Genomic DNA, 21,578 nt, shown 5'->3' with positions numbered 1-21,578 from the left:
TTGTAAAAAAGTGTTAATTAGATTGTTGTCAGTTAATGATTTGAAGATGTATTATCTGAACTTTTTCTCAAAACTCGCTTAATTGGCTGTCTTGTCATTGAATTTATATAACGGCTTGGCCAAATTTGCGAGGGTTTTAAATTGAGTGCTTTAGCGATAATTGACTCTCCTTTTGTCCAAGGTCTAACAAGCGCATTGCTAAGTGTTGAGGAACTTAGTCCGGATTGACGAGATAGTTCAGCGAGAGTTGTCCCTTTCTTTTTTAATGCGGCAATAATGTCTGCTTTATGCCAATCATTAGATTTAATCTCCATTTTTTTCTTCCTTCTTAGTTTATAACCTTAAATATCTATGTTATGCTTTCTAGTTATCAAAACCAGTAAGTTTATAATTTAACTTTAAATAACAATGGTAAGTAGTTTCTTAATATTGTATCAAAGTTTCTTTAATTTCTATAACTTTTTCTTGTTTCTTAAAATAGGATTATTAGAATGAAAGAGTGGTTCTCACCAAAAGAACTATTAAGTATTGCAGGGATGCCATCAACAACACAAGGTATAAATCGTAAAGCAAGATCTGAAAACTGGACTTCTCGTAAACGTTCAGGCGTTCGTGGTAAAGCTATTGAATATCACATTAGCAGCTTGTCAATAGATGTTAAAAAAGCTTTGTATCTAGAGGAAGAGAGTGCAACTTACGTTGTTTCGCCAATTAATCCATTACAACTGTGGATGACAGCATTTGAACAATTATCTACAGAAGAACAAACGATTGTCAGTTCATGGATAATGCGAAATGGTATCAAAGATTTTATTTCTTTTATTAACAAACACAAAAAAGATAATTAGTGTTATTGTACAAGCTGAGATATACTTTATCGTCAGAAAATTATTAGTAGCAATGGAATAATCAATGGAAAATCAGTTTCAATTAACAAATACTAAAGAGATTATTAATTATTTAAACCAGCAGTTTCCTAATTGTTTTACTATTGAAGGGGAAGCAAAGCCTTTAAAAATTGGCATCTTTCAAGATATTATTTCTCGCCTAGAAAATAGTGAATTATTGAGCAAAACCAAACTTCGCATTGCACTTAGAGCCTACACCATGGGTTGGCGCTATCTATATTGCATAAAGGAAGGTGCAAATCGCGTTGACTTAGATGGTAACCCAACTGAAGTTATTACCAAAGAACAAATGGAACATGCTCAGCAACAATTAAAAGAAAGCAAGGAGCAAGCTAAGGAAAGGGCAAAACAAAAACGTAAAGCAGCCCCTAAACCTTCTCGAAAACCTAGAGCTTTGAAAATTGGTGATTTTGTTCGAGTCAATGTTGGTCAAAAACCAGTCAAAGGACAGATCATCACTATTGAAAAAGAGCACATCAAAGTCAAAGTAGGAACAGGAATGGAACTAACAGTCAAACCTGAGCATATTATTAATCGATAGAGAATTTATATGAATAAGTTACTGAAAGGTTTTGTTAAATTCGGTCTCATTTTATGTATTATTAGTACAACGGCTCAGGCCAAAGCTCCTGCAACGGAACAAATTCCAGTTTTAAAACAAGATGAAGTACATCAAGTTGTTGCCAAACGAGTAACTAATTTCTTTACTCAATCACATTATCGTGATTTTTCCTTAGATGGTGCATTTTCAGCTAAAATTTTCGATCGCTATTTCAAATTATTAGATGGTAATAAAACTATCTTTCTTCAAGATGATGTAAACAAATTCCGTATTTACCAAGAACAATTAGGTCAAGAATTAAGAGATGGCGATCTAAAAACAGCTTATGATATCTACAACCTTTTTTTACAAAAACGCTACAACCGATATCAATATGCGCTTGAAGTATTGCAACGTCCAATGGACTTTAGCGCTAAAGACGAAATTAATTTTAAGCGTGAAGACCTAGCATGGGCAACTAATGAAAAAGAACTTGATGACTATTGGGAAAAACGCGTTAAATATGACGAGCTAAATTTAGCATTAACGGGTAAAAACGAGACTCAGATTCGTGAAGTATTAACTAAACGATATAAACGCGTATTAAAAACTATTGAACAATCTAATAATGAAGATTGTTTCCAAGTCTTTATGAATGCGTTTGCTCGCGAAATTGACCCTCATACTAGCTATTTAGCGCCGCGTAAAAAACGGGATTTTGATTCTGAAATGAGTTTATCTTTTGAAGGAATCGGTGCCACACTTAGTCAACAAGATGATTATACTGTAATCATGTCATTTGTAACTGGCGGCCCAGCCGAAAAAAGTAAATTATTAACAGTTGGCGATAAAATTATCGGGGTAGGGCAAAGCAATTCTCCTATAGAAGATGTAATCGGTTGGCGTTTAGAGGATATTGTTGACAAAATACGCGGTCCTAAAAACACCATAGTAAAATTAGAAATTTTACCAGCGGGCAATAACAGCAAACCTAAAATCATTGAACTTAAACGTGACAAAATTCATTTTGAAGATCGAGAAGCAAAATTAAAAGTTATCAATAATAGCCGAGGCAAAGTCGGTATTATTGAAATACCAAGCTTCTATATTGGGTTAAGCAAAAAGGTTCAATCATTATTAATGGAAGCTAACAGCGAAAAATTACAAGGCCTAGTTATTGATTTGCGCAATAATGGTGGTGGTTCCTTAGCTGAAGTTATTGAGTTAACAGGTTTATTTATTGACAATGGTCCAGTCGTACAAGTGCGTGATAACCTTCAAAAAATCACGACTTATGATGACAAAAATAAAGGTATTGACTACAGCGGTCCAATTGTTGTGATGATTAACCGTTATAGTGCTTCAGCATCAGAAATTTTCTCAGCAGCAATGCAAGATTATGGTCGGGCAGTAATTGTTGGTGAAACCACCTATGGCAAGGGAACAGTACAAACTTCACGAGGTATCTCATACCCAGTTGATGCTCGTTTACACCCAAGCTGGCCTGAACTTGGTGGTGCTCAATATACTGTCCAAAAATTCTATCGTATTAATGGTGGCAGTACCCAATTAAAGGGTGTTGATCCTGATATTGAAATGACCAAAAGCCAATATGTTGATGAAACTGGTGAACGATTCTTAGATAATGCTATGCCATGGGATAAAATTCCTTCTGCAGACTATTTAACTGTAGCAAACATCAAACCACTATTAGCAAACTTAAAATCGCAACATGAAGCTCGAATTGCTAAAAACCCAGAATTCAACTATATCGAAGAAGACATTAAAGAATTTAATAGCAAAAAAAATGACAATCTCACTGTCTCATTAAATAAAAATGAACGTGAAACAGAGCAAAAAACTAAAGAAGAGCGAGACCTTAAGCGTATGAATGAACGTTTAAACCGTGCAGGTCTAGCACCTATTAAAAATTTAAAGGAACTACCTAAAGATTATAAACAGCCAGATCCATTCTTAGATGAATCGGTAGAGATCTTGTTTGACTTAATACCTAATTACCCAAGTATTGAAGAAAGTAAAAACTTAGGTGGATTTTTATCTTTAGATACACCAATTGAATAGTGTTAAAACAAAAGTAAGGAGAAAAGACTATGTGTACTGACTTAAAATATGCTTTAGTTGCAACCGTATTAATTTTATCCATTATTGCAGCTTTTGGCGTTGTTGTTTGCATGAATTAAGACTTGATTAATTTAGTCCAGATAATTATAGTATGCACCCTGCTTTTTTAAAGCGGGTGCTAAATTAAGGTGAGGTGTCCGAGTGGTTGAAGGAGCACGCCTGGAAAGTGTGTATACGGCAACGTATCAAGGGTTCGAATCCCTTCCTCACCGCCATTAAAATTTATTTAGTCATTGCAGCAAAGAACCCAGAGGTTCTATCTCATTACTGGTGACATATTCGCACAAGGTTAATGACCTGACGAGTAACCTCATCTTCTCCTTGATCTTCCGGAGTTAATATGGAAAATTTACGCACCGTTCAGGATTATATACGCTGGACCACGTCACAACTTAGTCAATCAGATATCTTTCTAGGGCATGGAACAGATAATCCTATAGATGAAGCTAAACAACTTATCTTAGCAACGTTAGGCTTATCATTATTTATTCCCCCTGAGTTTTATGCATCAAATCTAACTAGCGATGAAAAACAACAATTAAATGCGATCATCAATAAGCGACTTACTGATCGCTTACCAACACCTTACTTAACCAATCAAGCATGGTTTTGTGGTCACTGCTTTTATGTTGATGAAAGAGTATTAATACCTCGCTCTCCGATAGGCGAATTGATTAACAATCAATTTAAAGACTTAATTATTAGTCAACCAAAGAAAATCTTAGATCTTTGTACCGGTAGTGGCTGTATTGGGATTGCCTGTGCTTATGCCTTCCCTGAGGCACAAGTTGATATTACCGATATCTCACTTGAAGCTCTTGATGTTGCTCAAACCAATATTGAAATGCACGATATGCAATATCAAGTCACCCCAATTCTATCTGATCTGTTTAATGGATTACCTGATAACAAATATGACTTAATTGTCACTAATCCGCCTTATGTCGATGATGAAGACATGAATGATCTTCCAGACGAATTTTTATATGAACCAAAATTGGCGCTTGAAGCTGGGCTTGATGGGTTAGATTTAGTGAAAAGAATTTTACATGATGCAAGTAACTATTTAACACCAGAAGGCTTATTAATTTGCGAAGTCGGCAACAGCTGGGTATCTTTACAAGAACAATATCCAGACGTACCATTTAACTGGATAACTTTTGAACATGGTGGACTAGGTGTATTTTCACTGACCTATAATGACCTAAAAGCTTATCAACACTATTTTAAATAAATTAAATATAAAAAATAAAATCGGAATAGAGAACTATGGCAGGAAATTCAATTGGTAAATTATTTAAAGTCACTACCTTTGGTGAATCACATGGCATTGCATTAGGATGCATTGTCGATGGTGTACCACCAGGACTGAGTTTAAACGAATCCGATATGCAACATGACCTTGATCGTCGTCGCCCAGGATCATCTCGCTACACAACTCAGCGTCGCGAAGCGGATCAAGTAAAAATTCTTTCAGGCGTATTTGAAGGGGTAACTACAGGAACCAGCATTGGATTACTTATTGAAAATACTGACCAACGTTCGCAAGATTATAGCAAAATAAAAGATATCTTCAGACCTAGTCATGCTGACTACACCTACCAAAAAAAATACGGAATTCGTGATTATCGTGGTGGCGGTCGATCATCAGCTCGTGAAACCGCCATGCGAGTTGCTGCAGGTGCTATTGCTAAAAAATATTTACATGAAAAACTGGGTATCACTATTCGCGGCTATTTAGCTCAAATGGGTGATATCGAGTGCCAACTAAAAGATTGGCAACAAGTAGACCAAAATCCTTTCTTTTGCCCTGATGAAAGCAAATTGGAAGCTCTTGATGAATTACTAAGAAAACTAAAAAAAGAGGGTGATTCTATCGGTGCTAAAGTTTGTATAGTGGCTGAGCATGTGCCAGTAGGGTTAGGTGAACCAGTCTTTGACAAACTCGACGCCGATCTTGCCCATGCGCTAATGAGCATCAATGCCGTCAAAGGCGTTGAAATAGGCGACGGATTTGCTACTGTCAACAAACGCGGCAGTGAAAATCGTGATGAAATTACCCCTGAAGGTTTTTTATCTAATCACGCTGGCGGTATTTTGGGTGGAATTAGCTCCGGGCAAACCATTTTGGCAAGTATTGCTTTAAAACCTACGCCAAGTATTGAAATTGCCGGGCAGTCGATTAATGTTTATGGTGATAGCGTTGAAGTATCGACGCATGGTCGACATGATCCTTGTGTGGGGATCCGAGCAGTACCAATTGCTGAAGCAATGGTTGCAATTGTTTTAATGGATCATTATCTTCGACACCTTGCACAATGTAGTGATGTAAAATAATCATGAGTTACGAATTACTGGCTTTACTTTTTTTTATTGCCATGTTGGCTGGTTTTATTGATTCTATTGCTGGTGGCGGTGGGCTATTAACAGTACCGGCACTTTTGGCGGTAGGCTTACCGCCAGCCAGCGCTTTAGCCACCAATAAATTACAAAGTACTGGGGGATCTTTCTCTGCCAGCCTTTACTTTATTCGTGAACGCATGGTTGATTTAAAACAGCAAAAATTCGCAATTACCTGTGCCTTTATTGGCTCGGCGCTTGGCACATTATCCGTCATGCATATACAAGCTGACTTCTTAAAATTACTCTTACCGATCTTAACTATTAGTGTTGGGCTCTATTTTTTACTCTCTCCGACCATTGGTGAAAATGATCGTAAAAGTCGCCTAACCATAATCCAATTCGCCTTATTACCAGCATTAGCTATCGGATTTTATGACGGTTTTTTTGGGCCCGGAGCTGGCTCATTTTACGCACTCGCCTATATCACTCTTGCCGGTTTTAATTTAACCAAAGCCACTGCACATACCAAAGTACTCAATTTTACCTCTAACTTAGCGGGCTTAATCTTTTTTATTGTTGGTGGAGAAGTGGTATGGTCAATTGGTCTTGTTATGCTTGTTGGTCAATTTATTGGCGCAAGATTAGGGGCCAAAATGGTTATCGCTAAAGGGCGAAAATTGATAAGACCAATGCTTATTACCGTTTCCACTATTATGAGTATCAAACTCATCTATGAAAACTTCTTCTCTTAGAGAATAAAAAGATACTTACGATTAATCACAAAACCCCGCTCCTGAAAATTTTTTGAGGAGCGGGGTTTTTGCGTTTTAAAATGCTCTTATTTTAATGGCTGGAATTGTCATTGTATTTTATTTAAACAACGAACATCTTAAACTGGTTAATAATTTATCATCTTATAATTAATCAAACGATTTATTGAATTAGCTTTTATAAAAATTGTTATTTAAAAAAGCTCGTTTTTTACATAAAACAGTGTTAATTTGTCATTATGTAAAAATTGAATTTATTTTCTTATAATCATGGATTTGATTCACTCTTCTGATCTTAAAACCATTTTACATTCCAAGCGTGCTAATATTTATTATTTAGAACACTGCCGGGTTTTAGTCAATGGCGGTCGAGTTGAGTATGTCACCGATCAAGGGCAGCAATCATTGTATTGGAACATTCCGATAGCTAACACCACCTGCATTTTGCTTGGTTCCGGTACTTCATTAACGCAAGCTGCTGTCCGTGAACTTTCAAGAGCCGGGGTAATGATTGGATTTTGTGGTGGTGGCGGAACACCACTATTTGCTTCGACCGAATCAGAGTTTGCTTGTCAATTTTTTTCACCTCAAAGTGAGTATCGTGCAACTGAATACTTACAAAGTTGGTGCCAATTTTGGTTTGATGATCAGCGCCGATTACAAGCCGCTAAAATGTTACAACAGCATCGACTTAACATCATTCAATCGAGTTGGTTAGAATTTGATTGGACAGTAGATCAAAATCAATTAACTAACATTATCAACGATGCCAGAGAACAGTTTGATACGGCTAAAAATAGTCAATCTCTGTTAACAGCAGAAGGACGATTTAGCAAAAGATTGTATGCAATGGCAAATCAATTAACGTTGCAAGATGACAAATTTAAAAGAGAGCATGCCACTCGAGGTAACAGCCATGATCCTGCTAATCAATTTTTAGATCATGGTAATTATTTAGCTTATGGTTTAGGTGCTACGGCTTGTTGGGTATTGGGTTTGCCACATGGTTTAGCTATTTTACATGGCAAAACTCGACGTGGCGGCTTAGTTTTTGATGCTGCTGATATTATTAAAGATGGCATGGTTTTACCTCAAGCTTTTATATCTGCTATGCAAGGTGATGATGAGAAAACATTTCGTCAATCTTGTATTTCACAATTCGCGCAATTAGGCGCGCTCGATATGATTATTGATACGTTAAAACAAATTGCGGATAAAACATGAATATTTTACTTGTGAGCCAATGCAAAAAAAGAGCATTAACAGAAACCCGCCGAATCATCGATCAATTTGCTGAGCGTTGTGGTGAACGAACTTGGCAAACGCCGATAACTTCAGCCGGTTTACAAACGCTTTATAAATTATTACGAAAAACCGCTCGAAAAAATACTGCTGTTGCTTGCTATTGGACACATGGAAAAAATCTAACTGATCTCCTTTGGATTGTCGGCGATAAAAGCCAATTTAACCAGCAAGGACGAGTGCCGACTAATCGTACAAAACGAGATATTTTACGAAGTAATAACGAAAATTCTTGGCAATATACAACATCAATTCAACTTATTACCACTATTGCTGCTTTATTACATGATCTGGGTAAAGCGACTATCGGATTTCAAAATAAATTACGAGCGGAAACAGCAATAGCAGGTGATCCTTATCGGCATGAGTGGATCTCATTACAATTATTTTTATTAATGATTAAAAATTGTACTAGCAATCAAGCCGTATTGGAACGGCTAGCCAATTTTTCTGAATATCAAGAGCAAAATCCAAACTGGCATCAAGATTTAACATGCACCGAAAAAGGTGATTTAACTCAAATACCCTTATTAGCTCAATGGATTGCTTGGTTAATTGTTTCACATCATCGAATGCCTTTTTTATCGGATTCGATGGGTGGTGATAAGAAAAAAAAGCAGAAGAATGAACTATTACTTGCTAACTTCAAACAAGACAATTTTTATAAAACACTAAAAGCCGTTGAAGGTTGGGTTAAAAATAAAAATAGTCAACATGCTAATCCAAACTCTTTTTGGCAGCTTAAAGATGATATAACGTTAAGTAATGCATGGTTAAAAAAACTCTGTCGTTATGCAAGTAAAGCACTTAATCACCCGCCTTTAATGCAGCTAACTGCAATTGATGAATTTTTATTACATATATCTCGTTTGAGTTTAATGGTTGCTGATCACAATTTTTCAAGTTTATCTTTGGTAAATGATGAAGCAGGTAAAAACAAAGAAATCTTGATTGCCAATACCAATTATCAAAAAAAACCGAAACAGCGCTTAGATGATCATTTAATTGGTGTTGCTAACTTATCAGCTCGATTTGTTCGATTGCTACCCAAAATGGCAATGGAATTACCAGCAATTAACCACCATAAAGCATTTACACAACGTACGACAATCAAACGTTTTCAATGGCAAAATCATGCATTTGATTTGGCTAAAAGTTATCAGCAAACGAGTGATGAAAACGGTTTTTTTGGGATAAATATGGCATCAACAGGTTGCGGTAAAACGTTAGCGAACGGTCGAATTATTTATGCATTAGCTAATCCTAAACGTGGTGTGCGTTTTACCATTGCGTTAGGTTTACGGGTATTAACATTGCAGACAGGTAAAGCACTTAGAGACAGACTACAACTGACAGATGAGCATGTGGCAACCTTAGTTGGTGGAAGTGCGTCAAAAACCTTATTTGAGTTAGAAAATGATGCAAAATCAGAACAAAAGAGACGAGAACATAACACCTATAACGAGCAAAATTCACAGAATCATAATCCTGAAAGTTACGGTAGCGAATCTATCGAATCTTTAATGGATGAATACGTTGATGTCGCTGAAACAGGCATTGCTGATACCGAATTGGGTACTATTATTGAAAACAGTAAAGCTCGTCAATTACTTTATACCCCAATTGTCACCTGTACTATTGATCATATTATTCAAGCTAGTGAAGGCACTCAAGGCGGTAAATATATTGCACCAACATTAAGATTGCTTACTTCTGATCTCATATTAGATGAACCCGATGATTTTGATCAACACGATCTTCCTGCTTTAGCTAGATTAGTTCATTTAGCAGGACTTTATGGTAGTAAAGTATTGCTTTCTTCTGCTACTTTAACCCCCGATCTGATAGCTGGTTTATTTGACGCCTACCAAGCCGGAAGGAAAATATGGAATCAAAATAATAGTAGTCAAAGCAGTAATCGTATTATCTGCGGTTGGTTTGACGAATATCATCAGTCAGTCATGCCAATTGATGATCTTAATCATTTCAAAAATGAGCATCAACATTTTGTTCACTCACGCATAATGCAGCTAGAAAAAGAAGCGATTCGTCGTAAAGGACATATTCTAAAATTACTCGATTATCAAACAAATAAAAAAGCGAATGAAAAACTCAATTACCATATTTTAGCAAAGCAAATTCTGGAACAAGCAAGCCTATTTCACGAGCAATATCATCAGACTGACGAGACATCAAAAAAACAGGTCAGTATTGGTTTAATCCGATTTGCCCATACTGAAGATGTCATCGCAATTACTAAACAGATGTATCAGCAACAAACATTACCTGAAGATACTGTATTTCATATTGTAGTTTACCATGCCAGACAACTTTTATTGCTACGTAGCCAATTGGAAGAAAAACTAGATAGAATTTTAAACCGTAGCGATCCGTTAGCATTATTCAAGCAACCGGAAATTATTGAAGCAATAAAACACAGCAAAATACAGAATCACATTTTTATCGTCATTGGCACACCTGTTACTGAAGTAGGGCGTGATCATGATTATGATTGGGCAATTGTCGAGCCCTCATCTATGCGTTCAATTATTCAATTAGTCGGACGCGTTTGGCGACACCGTCCTGATAAATCTACGCATAGCCCAAATGTAGCAATCTTAGGCAGTAACATCGAATCGATAAAAAAAGGAAACAACTATGGTTCAGCGGAAGCCTGTTTTGCCAGACCGGGTTTTGAACAAGAGCCTAATTTTTTACTAAAATCACATAAAAGCGAAGAAATTATACCAAGCAAACAACTCGAAAATATTAATGCTATTCCACGCATAGTTTCATCACCAGAAGATGGTTTAACGCTTGCTGAATTAGAGCATAATGTCATGGCGGACTTATTTGCCATTAATGCAAAAACAAGCAACTATGTTACTTGTTATTGGCAACCTAATTTGGCACATCATCATTGTGTTCATTTGCAAAAGATCTCGCCATTTAGAATGAAAAGCCCAAAAGAAGATGATTACGTCTGTCAGTTAGATGAAGATGGTAATCACAATTTTAGTTATGCTGAAAATGCATGGCAAAAACCAGATGAACAATGCCCTGAAACAGAAAATTACGCTATCCAATATCAAAATTGGCAGTTAGATAACCCAAAAGTACAAATATGGCTATCAAATACCGTACAACAAGCCATGGAAAAACTAGCCGAACATTTGCCAAATAAAAACCAATATCGGCTGGCAAACGAATTTTGCACAGTTAGTTTAGCAAGTGGAACACGCTGGTGCTTTAATCCTTGTTTCGGGTTTTATAAAGAATAGAGGGTGGTCAAATCTTTTAAAACTAAATTTAATGTAAGATATTTCCGTCTATCCAATAAAATATAGCTGTCATATCCGATGAAATGTAGTAATACAAAAGTAATTATTTTATAATAATTAACACTACCGTATAGGTAGCTTAGAAACGTGAAATTACCATATATCACGATTATAACCGCCGAATAGGCGGTTTTTCATTATTATTACTTACAAAACTATTGAAATTATTTTTTAATTGTCCCCGTGAAATTATAATATAGATTGACTTTGTTTTCTTATATTAATAATATGACAAATATGTAATCTAAATTACATAAAACACCATTTTTAATTAAATGTTGTAATGGAAAACCCCAGATGGACCAGATCTGAGGTTTAAAATTTCATCCACGCGTAATAAAGTAGGACAAAATTATGCATAAAAATAAATCTAAGTTGATTCAATGTCAAATATCTATTGAAAAATTAGAAGTAAATGATTTACAGCAATTTGAAATTAATGGAAGAGCAGCTAATGATGAATCATTAATCGTTACACAAGAACCTTCTAAATTTTACTCAATCAAAAAGTTAATGAATATTCTAGGTTGTTCAACAATTAAAGAAGTAGAATATTTAATAAAAAAATTAGGTTTAGATCATCCTAAATATAGATGTAATAATTTTTCTGATGAGTTGTTGTTTAATGAAAAAGCACTTAAATTGTTACATTTGTATATAAAATTTAAAGCATCATAATGGAGAAACTAAGGACTTATATTTAAATATAAGTCTTATTTATAATATTTTTATTAATATAGGAGGGCCAATGAATAGTATTTCTTGGCAAGATATTAGAAAGGTAATCATAAACTTTCTAACGCAACGGCTTGCTAATAATAGTAGCTACAAAAGTGAGCTTGTAAAATTAGCTAAAGCTAGAGAAAACAATGATTCATTAGCAATTACTGAATCACAACAAAAAATTAATGATTTATTAAAGCGTTATGATTTTGAAACTTGGATGGAAGATGCAGCAACCAGAAGGATATTCTGGATATCTATAGCTTCTCATATTAGCAAAGGGATCCATTCTTCAAGCCTCGGTGATAATTATTTGGCGCAAAATAATCCAATTAATCAGACAGTTATATCTTCCGCCACACTAACGGTGTTACCACTTGATTGTTCAGGCAATGCTGCAGCTTTAGATATATTTTCATTATTAAATCAAGTTGTAACCGGTGAAACAACACTATTGCAATTGATTATAGAAGATCATCCTGCCGTTTTGGATGCTTTATCTGACGATAAACAAAAAGCATCGCTTTATTTAGCCAATTTAAAAAAAGCTATATTTAATGAATTTGAACATCCTAAAGCTTCAGAACTCAATAAACAATTTTATTGGCCAAATAGCCAAGAAAGCTATTTAGCTCATCTAGAAAATAATTATCGGTTATTAGTTCCATTGCATCCTAGTTCGTTATGTCATGTAGTTTATCAGAAAGTGCAAGAAAGGTTTTCCGAACAGAACAAAAAAGCCCGTGAACAAAGAAGGATAAAAGATGCAGTACATGAACCCTATTTTTCTTTTCAAAATTTAGCTGTGGTTAAGTTGGGTGGCAGTAATCCTCAAGGTGTGAGTCAATTAACCAGCAATCAAGGTGGTCGAAATTTCTTATTACCTTCAATACCACCCGAATTTAAAACTTCCAAATTTCCGTCGATTACCGTTCACAAACAAAATATTTTTGATAATTCAATGCAATATTTTTGTCGGTTTGGTTTTAGATTACTCTTTGATATGGTTCAGGCGCCTAATAATGTCGTTGAAGAAAGGGATAATCGTAAAGATGCTTTAGATATTATTTTATCTTATGTCCTTAAGTTTGCTAAGCATATCCAGCAAACCATGCCTGCTGGATGGAGTAGGGAATACTCTCTAGACTTAAACCAAAAGCTTTGGCTAGACCCTAAGCGAGCAGAGTTAGAAGATGAAGAAGATTTCAAACAATACTATGATAAAGGTGATTGGCTAGTTGGTATTAAACAAGATTTTGCTTTTTGGATTCAATGCGTGTTGAAAAATAAATTTAATGATATCAGTGAGCAATTTTCAGATCCTGAATTTAATGAATGGTGTAGCGAATTTAGCGCAGCGGTAAAAGCGAGTCAACTTAAAAAAGAGGGGATTTTCTAATGGCTTCGTTAAATTATTATCTACTTTTTGACCATGTTAAAATTCACAATGCTAATGCTATATCAAGCCCATTGACTTATGGTTTTCCGGCTATTTCTGGATTTTTAGGTGCTATTCACGCTTTAAATCGAAAAATTGAATCCAAAGAACCAATTTATCTTGACGGGGTATTAATTGCTTGTCATGAGTGTGATGTACAAGTTTATCGCCCTAATGATTATTCAGATTATATTTTTCGGTTAACTCGCAACCCATTAGCAAAAAATGGTGATACTCGCTCAATCATCGAGGAAGGTAAAGTTCATCTTGATGTGAGTTTATTAGTAGAAGTGAAAATCGAAAATATCGATACGCTCGATGATGAAGAACAACAACAAGCATTTGTTACGCAGATGAAGCAAAAACTTTATCAACAACGTATAGCGGGTGGGCACATAGTCTCAATTGAAAATGTAAAATTAATTTCTTCTGATGAATCAGATAAAACCTTAGCTAATATGTTGCTGCCTGCATTTGTTTTAGTTGAAGCACAACAAGAGTTAAAAGATATCACTGCTGAATTACAACTAAAGAATCCTAATGCCACGCAACTCGATGCTTTAGTTGAAACTGCAATGCTTCATCATCAACCGCAAGAAAAAGATCATTGGCAAACTACTTCAATAAAGGAAGGGCGAGGTTGGCTAGTACCTATTCCACTCGGATATCAAGCTATTTCACCACTATTTCAAGCCGGAATGGTTGAAAATGCACGTAGCAATGAATATGCAACACAATTTGTTGAATGTATCTATGGATTAGGTAAATGGGTATTTCCTTTGCGATTAAAGGGACATTTATCCCAAGCTTTTTGGCGTTATCAGTGTAGTAAATTGCAATCGAATAACGCAGACATTTATATGATTAATCAAAAAACTAATTAAAAATTTAGCATTACTAAAAAGGATGAAATTATGAGTAAAGATAAATTCGCAACCGCTTCAGTTTTAGCATTCGAACGCAGTTTTGATATTTCGGATGCAGTTTTTTTACAACAAGTTGATACAGACGATAACAATTTATATCCTGTTTTTATATCAGAAAAATCCGTTCGAGGGACAATTTCTAATCGCCTTAAAAATGCTGTTACTAATGATCCCGCAAAATTAGATGCCGAAATTCAAAAGGCTAATTTACAAACGGTTGATACCGCTGCGTTAGATACCGATAAAGATACATTAGTGGTTAAATGGAGTTGTAAAGTTCTGCCATTTTTAGGCAAACCATCAGTATGTAATAATATCGAGTATCAAGAAGAATTAACAAAAGTGACCAACGATTATATAAAATCTAACGGTATGAAAACGCTTGCTAAACGTTATGCCATTAATATACTTAATGGTCGTTGGTTATGGCGTAATCGCATGGCAGCTGAACAAATCACTATTTCGATCATTCACAATAATAAACCTGTTATTCATGTAAATGATGTTAAACAATATCAACTTAACTCATTTGATTACGAAGATAAAGCAATAGAAGATCTTGCTAAACTTATCGAAGCTGGACTATCTAACAAAGAATTTATTATCTTCGACATAGTAGCCAAATTAAAAATGGGCTTAGGTCAAGAAGTGTATCCTTCACAAGAGTTAATCTTAGATACTGGAAAAACAAAAAGTAAAGTACTTTATGAGAAAAACGAATGTGCAGCTATGCACTCGCAAAAAATCAGCAATGCTATTCGAACCATTGATACCTGGTATGATGAAAAAGCAGAGTTTCCAATTGCTATCGAACCTTATGGTGCCGTCACAACTATGGGGCATGCTTTCCGTCAACCTAAACAAAAACATGACTTTTACACGCTATTTGATAACTGGGTACTAAAAGGGGAAAAGCCATCACTTGAACAACAACATTATGTCATAGCGGTATTGATTCGCGGTGGTGTATTTGGTGCAAGTGGTAAGGAGTAATTATTATGCTCACTCACTATTTTGAACTAAGAGCAATCCCACAACTTGAGATAACTGAAACAGAAGTGATTAACCAAGTGATGCAATCACTTCATCAAGTTTTGGTTAATTATCAAGGTAATATTGCGGTTAGTTTCCCTTGTTATAATGTTCATCGAACATTAGGCGGAATTATTCGATTATTTGGTGATGAAGTTCAGTTACAACAATTTAAAACTGCCTTGCAGACGGTGGTTAGTGATTATACTATCGCCTTACCAATAACCCCGGTACCAACTAATATTAAAGGTTACCTACGTTTAATTCGCGTTAATCCTAAAGGGCAAAGCGCTTTAAGACGAGCTGAAAAACGTTTAACCGCACAAGGTAAATGGTCAGATGAAGTAAAAAATAAAATGATTGAAAAGTGGGGTAGCGTTCAATTGAATTATCCTCATCTTCATTTCATTAGCAAAAGCACTGGTCAAAACTTTATCATGTGGATAAAACAAGAAAAATGTACAACACCTGTGCAGGGTATATTTAACAGTTATGGACTAAGCAAAATAGCAACCATCCCTGATTTTTAATTAAGTATTAAGGGTATTTTCATAATGCCCTTAAATCTTTTTATCATGCTCAGTAAGATAAGCTTCAATTTTTTTTGAAGAAAGCTTTTTCAAATCCAAAAAATACCTTGGTATGTTGCTGTAAATTTACTTTAAGCTAAAAAGTTTTTTGGGCTGTTTCACAGCAAAAAAGTTGAGGAATGGGATTTTGTGGGGTTCAAAATATAAACTTTAATAACCCTTTTTTTTAGCTAAAAATAAAATTATTAAAAATCAATATATTGTAAAATCGTTAAAAAAAAGGGTTTTGAAAACTAAAATTACTCTTTGTCTTTTTATAAACGATGTTTATAGTATGTAATGTTCTACTTTACAGCTGCATAAGTTGTTTAGAAATCGGCAGGTTTTTCATCATCGTCTAGTTTTATCTTTACAGCTGCATAAGTTGTTTAGAAACTCGGCCGACGTAATGGAGTTTACTGACGCACCTTTACAGCTGCATAAGTTGTTTAGAAACTTGGTTTTAATAAACGTAATCCGCCCATTTTCTTTACAGCTGCATAAGTTGTTTAGAAATATTACCGTTCGTGTATTCACGAACACGGGTACTTTACAGCTGCATAAGCAGTTTATAAACCCTATCAATGGTAAATTAGGACACAATAAAATCTTATGAAAGTGAAGCCTAAAAAGTTGAGGAAAGGGGTTTTTGAAACTTAAAAATACACCGATTAATCCTACAAACAAGCTATTTTCCTTTTTCTGTACAATTATACTTACAATGTTTATAGTAGCTTATATTCTTAATTAAGATTAGTTTCGGTCGCTTGTAATATTATGAAACTTCAACAATTACGTTACATTTTAGAAATAGCTCGCTCAGGCTCGATTAATGAGGCTGCTAAGAATCTTTATATTACTCAGCCTAGTCTTTCTACTGCGGTTAAGGATTTGGAAGCCGAATTCGGTATCGAGATTTTTGTAAGAACATCAAAAGGGGTTTCACTTTCGGCTGATGGTGTGGAATTTTTGGGGTATGCTAAGCAGGTTTTAGATCAAGCTCAATTGTTGGAGCAACATTTTTCAAAAAAAGAACCCTCTAAGCAGTTATGCAGTATTTCAACGCAACATTATGCGTTTGCAGTTAATGCGTTTGTTAATTTAATCAAGAAGAATCATACAGATGAATATGAGTTTACCTTACGTGAAACGCGGACTTACGACATTATTACTGATGTTGCCAATTTACGTAGTGAAGTGGGTATCTTGTATCTGACCGATTTTAATCAAAAGGTGATTTTGCGACTGCTTAAAGAGCATCGTCTTACTTTTAATCCTTTGTTCGAAGCCGATCCTCATGTGTTTATTAGCACCCATCATCCTTTAGCTGCTATGAAGTCGTTGACGCTTGAAGATTTGGAGGATTTTCCATATCTCTCTTTTGAACAGGGTGAATATAACTCTTTTTATTTTTCGGAAGAGATTTTAAGTACCGTCTATCATAAGAAAAGTATTCATGTAAGTGACAGAGCGACGTTGTTTAATTTATTGCATGGGTTAAATGGTTATACAATTAGTACTGGCGTGCTCAGTACTGATTTGAATGGTTCGGATATTTTGTCTATTCCTTTAGCCGTTGATGAGAAGATTTTAATCGGTTGGATAACTTCGCAAAAAGCGCAATTAAGTTTGTCGGCGCAAAATTATATTGAAGCGTTGAAAAAGCTTATCCAAGAAGAATATGGTTTTAAACTTAAATAAGCGTTTTAAATTACTAAATCAAATTGCTATTTCAATAAATTCCAGTATAATTGCGCACAATTCATATATTGATTATATGAATACCGAGGAATGTCTGAATTAGAGATCGGTCATTCCATTTTTTTATTTATTTTAAGAGGTTTATTATGTCTCTAACTGTAGAAGCAAAAGCGAAAATCGTTGCTGAATATGGTCGTGGTACTAACGACACTGGTTCAACTGAAGTTCAAGTCGCTCTTTTAACTGCGCGTATTAATGATTTACAAGGTCATTTTTCTGAGCATAAGAAAGATCACCATAGCCGTCGTGGTTTATTACGTATGGTTTCTAGCCGTCGTAAATTATTAGATTATTTACGTCGTACAGACTTTGACCGTTATAACCAGTTGATTCAAAAACTAGGTTTACGTCGCTAATATTTATCTACTTGAAAAGAGGCTTAGGCCTCTTTTTCGTTGTATAAATTTAGGGCTTTGCTATAATGCTGAGCTCGAAAAGCATGTTTAATTGCTTTGTAGAGAAAAATTAATAAAAATAGAAGATTATGTCTCATGTTTCGCGCGACTAATGAGAGCTCTATAATTTATAGATTTGTCATTAGTCGTGACAGTGAAATAATCTTTTGTTGAGTATCCCCCACATGGTTGAAGTGTGTATCAATATGTTCCAGCATTGCGCTGCTTCCTGTCGAAATATCAAACTTCAACATGATTTATAACAAGAGGAATTTATTTTGTTTAATCCGACATATCAAAAATTTCAATATGGTCGTCATACAGTTACATTAGAAACGGGTATTATGGCGCGTCAAGCAACAGCTGCGGTTATGGTCAATATGGACGATACTGCGGTTTTTGTGACTGTAGTAGCTAATAAGAAAGTGAAAGAAGGGCAAGACTTCTTTCCTTTAACCGTTAACTATCAAGAACGTACTTATGCAGCAGGCCGTATTCCAGGTGGTTTCTTTAAACGAGAAGGTCGTCCGAGCGAAGGCGAAACGTTAATTGCTCGTTTAATTGACCGTCCACTTCGTCCTTTATTCCCAGAAGGTTTTGTTAATGAGATTCAAATCATTGCAACTGTGGTGTCTGTAAATCCAGATGTTAGCCCTGATTTGGTGGCGATGATTGGTGCATCGGCTGCGCTTTGTTTATCTGGTGTACCGTTCCATGGTCCAATTGGCGCAGCACGTGTTGGTTTTATCAATGATGAGTTTGTGCTAAATCCATCAGTTAAAGAGCTAGCATCAAGCCGTTTAGATTTGGTTGTTGCAGGTACCAAAAGTGCCGTGTTAATGGTTGAATCAGAAGCTGATTTGTTAACTGAAGATCAGATGTTAGCTGCGGTAGTTTTTGGTCATGATCAACAACAAGTTGTTATTGATAATATTAATGAGTTTGTAGCGAAAGCTAACTGTGAAAAATGGGATTGGGTTGCACCTGCTAAAAATGAGGAGCTGTTTAATGCCGTATCTGAGTTAGCTAAAGCTCGTTTAGGTGAAGCTTATCGTATCACTGAAAAACAAGCTCGTTATGCACAAATCGATTTGATTAAAGAAGAAGTGTTAGCGGTACTTAAAGAGAAAGACGAAGAGCTTGATGAAAACGAAGTTATCAATATTATTGTTGATTTAGAAAGTCAAATCGTTCGTCAACGTGTTATCGCTGGTGAGCCACGTATTGATGGTCGCGAAAAAGATATGATTCGTGCGCTTGATATTCGTACCAATGTATTACCAAGAACACATGGTAGTGCTTTATTTACGCGTGGTGAAACTCAAGCACTAGTGACAGCAACTTTGGGAACTGAACGTGACGCTCAAATTATTGATGAGTTAACCGGTGAGTATACTGAACGATTCTTATTACACTACAACTTCCCTCCATACTCAGTAGGTGAAACTGGCATGGTTGGTTCGCCAAAACGTCGTGAAATTGGTCATGGTCGTTTAGCTAAGCGTGGAGTTGCTGCTGTAATGCCAAGTAAAGAAGAGTTCCCATATACTGTTCGTGTGGTTTCAGAAATTACTGAATCAAATGGTTCTTCTTCAATGGCTTCAGTTTGTGGTGCTTCATTAGCGCTTATGGATGCTGGTGTGCCAATTAAGTCTTCTGTTGCAGGTATCGCAATGGGGCTTGTGAAAGAAGGTGATAACTTTGTGGTGTTATCTGATATTTTAGGTGATGAAGATCATCTAGGTGATATGGACTTCAAAGTAGCCGGTACCCGTGAAGGTGTGAGTGCACTTCAAATGGATATCAAAATTGAAGGTATCACTAAAGAAATTATGCAAGTTGCATTAAATCAAGCTAAAGGTGCTCGTTTGCATATTTTAGGGGTGATGGAACAAGCAATTAATAAACCTCGTCAGGAAATTTCTGAATTTGCTCCTCGTATCTATACGATGAATGTTAATCCAGATAAAATACGCGATATTATCGGTAAAGGTGGTGCTACAATTCGTGCACTAACTGAAGAGACTGGTACTACCATTGAAATTACTGATGATGGTACAGTTAAAATTGCGGCAACTGATGGCAATAAGGCTAAAGATGCAATCGAACGTATTAATAATTTAGTTGCTGATGTTGAAATTGGTAAAATCTATACTGGTAAGGTAACCCGTATTGTTGATTTCGGTGCTTTTGTATCAATTATTGGTGGTAAAGAAGGACTTGTTCATGTTTCTCAAATTGCTGATCACCGTGTTGAGAAAGTTGCAGACTACTTGAAAGTAGGTCAAGAAGTGAATGTTAAAGTACTTGAAATTGATCGCCAAGGTCGAATTCGTTTAAGTATGAAAGATGCTGTTGAGCCGAATTCTGATGTTGAGCCAGCAGCTGAATAAGATATTATTCACCAGGAGTTAAAAAATGAGATTATTCAACCTGAGGATGTTGTGCTGTATTCTTGCAGTCATTATTTTGTCAGGTTGTTCAAATTCTCAGCCGTTACTTGTTGCTCCTGAGCAAGTTACCTATGACGATGAATTGAAAATAGCGCAAATTAGTCAGCAGTTATCAAGTCGCGATCTTGATACCCCATCTAGGATGCAGCTTATTTTTGAACGAGGAATTATTTACGATTCATTAGGTTTTAAAGCATTTGCACAAAGCGATTTTAACCATCTTTTAAGCTTTAACCCAGAAATTCCAGATGTATATAATTTTCTGGGTACTTATGCGTTAAGAGACGGTGATTTCGATAATGCGATGATGGCGTTTAATACAACATTAGAGCTGGATTCTTCTTATGCTTATGCCTATTTTAATCGTGCAGTAACTCTGTATCGTACAGGGCATTATCAAGCTGCAAAGCTTGATGCAGAAAAATTTTATAAATATGATGTCAATGAGCCTATTCGAATTTTATGGCTTTATTTGATTGAAAAAGAAATAGATAAACAAGCTGCCTTAACTCATCTACAAAAACGTTACGATCTTATTAACGATAAATCGAGTTATGGCAGTAATATCATTGCATTTTATTTAGGTAAGATAAGCGAATCTAAATTAATGCAAAACCTTCAACAAGGTGTTGAAAATGATCGGCAATTAGCCGAGCGCCTTTGTGAAGCTTACTTTTATTTAGGTAAATATTACCAAAGTAAAGGTAACAATGAGCGTGCCAAAATGTTATTTAAATATGCTTTAGCAAATAATATTTATAACTTTGTTGAACATCAACAGGCGCTCTATGAAATTAAGTTACTTGACGAAAAGTAACAAGGGTCATGCCAGTTTAAAAGTGAAAATATTGTTATAGCGTAGTTCTGATTTGCCCAAAATATATTCTCGATTCTTTACATGTTTCTTATCAATTGTATTTTTCCAAATATCAAT

The 21,578-nt window shown here is 35.5% G+C and carries 19 protein-coding genes, 1 tRNA gene and 1 CRISPR repeat array; of the genes, 19 read left to right on the top strand and 1 reads right to left on the bottom strand.

Annotated features, from left to right (window positions below; translation table 11 throughout):
• Nucleotides 1–32: 32 nt before the first annotated feature.
• Nucleotides 33–314, bottom strand: a complete 282-nt coding sequence (locus J3U24_RS02790; RefSeq protein ID WP_065562208.1) for a helix-turn-helix domain-containing protein — start codon at nucleotides 312–314, stop codon at nucleotides 33–35.
• Between the two features lie 177 nt (nucleotides 315–491).
• Here J3U24_RS02790 and J3U24_RS02785 point away from each other — a divergent pair, with 177 nt between their 5' ends.
• The 19 genes from J3U24_RS02785 to nlpI all read left to right on the top strand — a co-directional run bounded on the left by J3U24_RS02785 (nucleotide 492) and on the right by nlpI (nucleotide 21,461).
• Nucleotides 492–848 (top strand): DNA-binding protein, encoded by a 357-nt coding sequence (locus J3U24_RS02785; RefSeq protein WP_065734288.1) that lies wholly within the window; start codon nucleotides 492–494, stop codon nucleotides 846–848.
• Between the two features lie 64 nt (nucleotides 849–912).
• Nucleotides 913–1,449, top strand: coding sequence for an RNA chaperone ProQ (gene proQ, locus J3U24_RS02780; RefSeq protein ID WP_065562206.1), 537 nt, complete (start codon nucleotides 913–915; stop codon nucleotides 1,447–1,449).
• 9 nt (nucleotides 1,450–1,458) lie between these two features.
• The gene (prc, locus tag J3U24_RS02775; protein ID WP_065734289.1) at nucleotides 1,459–3,531 is read left to right on the top strand and encodes a carboxy terminal-processing peptidase; all 2,073 of its coding nucleotides are present in this window, start codon (nucleotides 1,459–1,461) and stop codon (nucleotides 3,529–3,531) included.
• Nucleotides 3,532–3,560: 29 nt separating this feature from the next.
• On the top strand, nucleotides 3,561–3,650 hold the full coding sequence (locus tag J3U24_RS02770; RefSeq protein WP_141673908.1) for a YnhF family membrane protein: 90 nt from the start codon (nucleotides 3,561–3,563) through the stop codon (nucleotides 3,648–3,650).
• Nucleotides 3,651–3,718: 68 nt separating this feature from the next.
• Nucleotides 3,719–3,806 (top strand) — tRNA-Ser (locus J3U24_RS02765).
• Nucleotides 3,807–3,931: 125 nt separating this feature from the next.
• Entirely contained in the window at nucleotides 3,932–4,825 is an 894-nt protein-coding gene (gene prmB, locus J3U24_RS02760) for a 50S ribosomal protein L3 N(5)-glutamine methyltransferase (protein WP_267336765.1), read from the top strand.
• A gap of 35 nt (nucleotides 4,826–4,860) precedes the next feature.
• Nucleotides 4,861–5,928: a chorismate synthase gene (gene aroC, locus J3U24_RS02755; RefSeq protein ID WP_267336766.1), complete on the top strand. Its 1,068-nt coding sequence runs from the start codon at nucleotides 4,861–4,863 to the stop codon at nucleotides 5,926–5,928.
• A gap of 2 nt (nucleotides 5,929–5,930) precedes the next feature.
• On the top strand, nucleotides 5,931–6,686 hold the full coding sequence (locus J3U24_RS02750; protein WP_220217878.1) for a TSUP family transporter: 756 nt from the start codon (nucleotides 5,931–5,933) through the stop codon (nucleotides 6,684–6,686).
• A 288-nt stretch (nucleotides 6,687–6,974) separates the two neighbouring features.
• Nucleotides 6,975–7,928 (top strand): type I-F CRISPR-associated endonuclease Cas1f, encoded by a 954-nt coding sequence (cas1f, locus tag J3U24_RS02745; protein ID WP_267336767.1) that lies wholly within the window; start codon nucleotides 6,975–6,977, stop codon nucleotides 7,926–7,928.
• A complete protein-coding gene (gene cas3f, locus J3U24_RS02740) occupies nucleotides 7,925–11,287 on the top strand; it encodes a type I-F CRISPR-associated helicase Cas3f (protein ID WP_267336768.1) in 3,363 nt (1,120 codons plus the stop codon). The genes cas1f and cas3f overlap by 4 nt, the downstream gene beginning before the upstream one ends.
• Nucleotides 11,288–11,701: 414 nt before the next feature.
• Complete coding sequence (locus J3U24_RS02735) at nucleotides 11,702–12,025, top strand: hypothetical protein (protein WP_267336769.1); 324 nt, start codon at nucleotides 11,702–11,704, stop codon at nucleotides 12,023–12,025.
• 70 nt (nucleotides 12,026–12,095) lie between these two features.
• A complete protein-coding gene (gene csy1, locus J3U24_RS02730; protein ID WP_267336770.1) occupies nucleotides 12,096–13,469 on the top strand; it encodes a type I-F CRISPR-associated protein Csy1 in 1,374 nt (457 codons plus the stop codon).
• Nucleotides 13,469–14,392, top strand: coding sequence for a type I-F CRISPR-associated protein Csy2 (gene csy2 / locus J3U24_RS02725; RefSeq protein ID WP_267336771.1), 924 nt, complete (start codon nucleotides 13,469–13,471; stop codon nucleotides 14,390–14,392). Before csy1 ends, csy2 begins: the two co-directional genes overlap by 1 nt.
• Before the next feature lie 30 nt (nucleotides 14,393–14,422).
• Nucleotides 14,423–15,427 (top strand): type I-F CRISPR-associated protein Csy3, encoded by a 1,005-nt coding sequence (gene csy3, locus J3U24_RS02720; protein WP_267329551.1) that lies wholly within the window; start codon nucleotides 14,423–14,425, stop codon nucleotides 15,425–15,427.
• Between the two features lie 5 nt (nucleotides 15,428–15,432).
• Nucleotides 15,433–15,996, top strand: coding sequence for a type I-F CRISPR-associated endoribonuclease Cas6/Csy4 (gene cas6f / locus J3U24_RS02715; protein WP_267336772.1), 564 nt, complete (start codon nucleotides 15,433–15,435; stop codon nucleotides 15,994–15,996).
• A 347-nt stretch (nucleotides 15,997–16,343) separates the two neighbouring features.
• A CRISPR array of direct repeats spans nucleotides 16,344–16,611; the repeat unit is 28 nt; unit sequence CTTTACAGCTGCATAAGTTGTTTAGAAA.
• Between the two features lie 201 nt (nucleotides 16,612–16,812).
• Complete coding sequence (locus J3U24_RS02710) at nucleotides 16,813–17,736, top strand: LysR family transcriptional regulator (protein WP_065562201.1); 924 nt, start codon at nucleotides 16,813–16,815, stop codon at nucleotides 17,734–17,736.
• 146 nt (nucleotides 17,737–17,882) lie between these two features.
• On the top strand, nucleotides 17,883–18,152 hold the full coding sequence (rpsO, locus tag J3U24_RS02705) for a 30S ribosomal protein S15 (protein WP_065562200.1): 270 nt from the start codon (nucleotides 17,883–17,885) through the stop codon (nucleotides 18,150–18,152).
• 317 nt (nucleotides 18,153–18,469) lie between these two features.
• Nucleotides 18,470–20,584, top strand: coding sequence for a polyribonucleotide nucleotidyltransferase (gene pnp / locus J3U24_RS02700; RefSeq protein ID WP_255561341.1), 2,115 nt, complete (start codon nucleotides 18,470–18,472; stop codon nucleotides 20,582–20,584).
• A gap of 25 nt (nucleotides 20,585–20,609) precedes the next feature.
• Nucleotides 20,610–21,461 (top strand): lipoprotein NlpI, encoded by an 852-nt coding sequence (gene nlpI, locus J3U24_RS02695; protein WP_267336773.1) that lies wholly within the window; start codon nucleotides 20,610–20,612, stop codon nucleotides 21,459–21,461.
• Nucleotides 21,462–21,578 lie beyond the last annotated feature (117 nt).

It is taken from the genome of Gilliamella sp. B2785, from assembly GCF_026537005.1.
Taxonomy (GTDB): Bacteria; Pseudomonadota; Gammaproteobacteria; order Enterobacterales; family Orbaceae; genus Gilliamella; species Gilliamella apicola_E.
Note: the sequence above shows the minus strand (reverse complement) of the source record. Positions and strands in the feature narration are given on the sequence as shown.

Coding starts and splice junctions, on each gene's coding strand:
- J3U24_RS02790 (WP_065562208.1), bottom strand. CDS start 314: ATGGAGATTAAATCTAATGATTGGCATAAAGCAGACATTATTGCCGCA.
- csy1 (WP_267336770.1), top strand. CDS start 12,096: ATGAATAGTATTTCTTGGCAAGATATTAGAAAGGTAATCATAAACTTT.
- proQ (WP_065562206.1), top strand. CDS start 913: ATGGAAAATCAGTTTCAATTAACAAATACTAAAGAGATTATTAATTAT.
- prmB (WP_267336765.1), top strand. CDS start 3,932: ATGGAAAATTTACGCACCGTTCAGGATTATATACGCTGGACCACGTCA.
- nlpI (WP_267336773.1), top strand. CDS start 20,610: ATGAGATTATTCAACCTGAGGATGTTGTGCTGTATTCTTGCAGTCATT.
- csy3 (WP_267329551.1), top strand. CDS start 14,423: ATGAGTAAAGATAAATTCGCAACCGCTTCAGTTTTAGCATTCGAACGC.
- J3U24_RS02750 (WP_220217878.1), top strand. CDS start 5,931: ATGAGTTACGAATTACTGGCTTTACTTTTTTTTATTGCCATGTTGGCT.
- prc (WP_065734289.1), top strand. CDS start 1,459: ATGAATAAGTTACTGAAAGGTTTTGTTAAATTCGGTCTCATTTTATGT.
- cas1f (WP_267336767.1), top strand. CDS start 6,975: ATGGATTTGATTCACTCTTCTGATCTTAAAACCATTTTACATTCCAAG.
- cas3f (WP_267336768.1), top strand. CDS start 7,925: ATGAATATTTTACTTGTGAGCCAATGCAAAAAAAGAGCATTAACAGAA.
- rpsO (WP_065562200.1), top strand. CDS start 17,883: ATGTCTCTAACTGTAGAAGCAAAAGCGAAAATCGTTGCTGAATATGGT.
- aroC (WP_267336766.1), top strand. CDS start 4,861: ATGGCAGGAAATTCAATTGGTAAATTATTTAAAGTCACTACCTTTGGT.
- cas6f (WP_267336772.1), top strand. CDS start 15,433: ATGCTCACTCACTATTTTGAACTAAGAGCAATCCCACAACTTGAGATA.
- J3U24_RS02710 (WP_065562201.1), top strand. CDS start 16,813: ATGAAACTTCAACAATTACGTTACATTTTAGAAATAGCTCGCTCAGGC.
- J3U24_RS02735 (WP_267336769.1), top strand. CDS start 11,702: ATGCATAAAAATAAATCTAAGTTGATTCAATGTCAAATATCTATTGAA.
- J3U24_RS02785 (WP_065734288.1), top strand. CDS start 492: ATGAAAGAGTGGTTCTCACCAAAAGAACTATTAAGTATTGCAGGGATG.
- J3U24_RS02770 (WP_141673908.1), top strand. CDS start 3,561: ATGTGTACTGACTTAAAATATGCTTTAGTTGCAACCGTATTAATTTTA.
- csy2 (WP_267336771.1), top strand. CDS start 13,469: ATGGCTTCGTTAAATTATTATCTACTTTTTGACCATGTTAAAATTCAC.